A 1,656-nucleotide genomic window follows, 5' to 3' on the forward strand; every position below is an offset into this window, starting at 1 on the left:
GTTGGGCTATATCTGGATTTTGCCCAGGAACAGGTTTGGTTGCCCTTGGAGAAGGTAGAAAAGACGCACTTTCATTTGTTCTAGGAGGAACGATTGGTGCATTATTTCTGACTCTTGTATATGAAAAAATTAAAGATTCAGTCTTATTTTTGGATCTAGGAGGAACGATGACTTTGGCTGTAACTAATGTCAAAGGAAGCACTGCTCTATTTCCTACTATTTCTGGGATAGTTGTTGCAGGAGGGATAGGCATACTCTTTATAGTTATTGCATTTATATTACCAGATTAAATTTACTACACATAATTTGCAAAGATTCCTTCATTAAGTATAAATCATAATGTAGAGATTAATAAAATACATAAATTTTTTAGGAGGTGTAATTCAAATACCACAAGATTTTAATCCTGGATGTGCACGGCCAACTTCCGCTATGAAAAAGCCAAAGATGGAAGTAATAAGAGAAAATAAGGAGATAAGAAGTATGGTTTAATTAGGAAAACCAGCACCGGATTTTGAATTAGCAGGATATTATAAGGGAGCTTTTAAGCAATTTAGTCTGTCTGAATTTAAAGGTAAGTGGGTATTGCTTTGTTTTTATCCGGGAGATTTTACTTTTGTCTGAGCGACAGAAATATCAGCAGTTGCTGATAAGTACAACCAGTTTAAAGATCTAGGTGCAGAAGTTCTTTCAGTCAGCTTAGACAGTGTGTTCGTGCATAAGATGTGGAACGATAATGAATTATCTAAGATGGTTGATGGGGGAATTCCTTACCCTATGCTTTCAGACCAGGGTGGGAAGAAATTTCGCTGAAAGTATAAGACCACTGCAAGCCTTTCGGGTTGTAAGAAATTCCAAGGGTACTGAAGCCACTCCTTCAGGATGGTAGCCTGGTAAGAAAATACTGAAACCAAATAATGAGCTTGTGGGAAATGTGTGGAAAAATTGGAAAGTTTCAGATGCCGACTAGTTGTAGACGAGTATGTTTTATTAATCTTAAAAAGACACTACAAATTTAGTGTCTTTTTATTTAGTATTTTTTATGGATTTTTACCAATTGGAGGAGGAAATTCTTAATATAAGCAAATTTCTTAAATTTTCGAATTTTATCATCTCATAAGATTGTCTTTTTATTACTTTTATTTTGTTGTTTATTCCTTCTGCCAATACATTAGTTTTGCTATCAAAAACCTAGAAATCAATAGTTACAAAGAAGAATTCATATGAAGACTGTTATAAAAAGTTCAAAACATATGCTGATATTGATAAAAATAAAAAAAAAGATGAGAGAAAGTTAGGGGATACTATTTTTTGTTTTTGTAGTATACTTTAAGAGGATTAGTTTATATGAAAAAATTTTAGTAGGGGAAGTCAGAAAATTAATATATGAAAATGGGAGCTTAAAATGAATTCTGAAATCATAAAATTTGCTTTAGAAGAAGTTAATAAAGTTATTGAACATGAAATAGAACCTTTAAAAAAAATTAAAAAAAAATCAATAATCAAAAATGAAAATGAAAAAGATTCTCTTCTTCTTGAATTAGCTACAGAAATAACCCCTAATATAAAAAATCATCTAATAAATTATGAATATAAAAAAAAGATGAAAAATATTAAAATAGAAGGGTTTTCAAAAGAAATTATTGAACTGTATGA

The 1,656-nt window shown here is 31.0% G+C and carries 2 protein-coding genes and 2 pseudogenes; 3 read left to right on the top strand and 1 reads right to left on the bottom strand.

Going from position 1 to position 1,656, the window contains the following annotated elements; genetic code table 11:
• Both ABZA26_RS14560 and ABZA26_RS14565 read left to right on the top strand, forming a co-directional pair.
• Nucleotides 1-290 (top strand): hypothetical protein (locus ABZA26_RS14560; protein ID WP_372715213.1); only part of this gene is annotated, 290 nt, incomplete at its 5' end.
• 97 nt (nt 291-387) lie between these two features.
• Nucleotides 388-970: pseudogene (locus ABZA26_RS14565) on the top strand (redoxin domain-containing protein).
• A gap of 80 nt (nt 971-1,050) precedes the next feature.
• On the opposite strand, the pseudogene ABZA26_RS14570 reads toward ABZA26_RS14565, so the two are convergent.
• Nucleotides 1,051-1,176 (bottom strand): annotated as a pseudogene (locus ABZA26_RS14570) (transposase); the annotation flags it as partial.
• A gap of 229 nt (nt 1,177-1,405) precedes the next feature.
• Here ABZA26_RS14570 and ABZA26_RS14575 point away from each other — a divergent pair.
• On the top strand, nt 1,406-1,656 hold a 251-nt coding region (locus ABZA26_RS14575; RefSeq protein ID WP_372715214.1), incomplete at its 3' end, for a hypothetical protein.

This window comes from Ilyobacter sp. (assembly GCF_041583315.1).
Taxonomy (GTDB): domain Bacteria; phylum Fusobacteriota; class Fusobacteriia; order Fusobacteriales; family Fusobacteriaceae; genus Ilyobacter.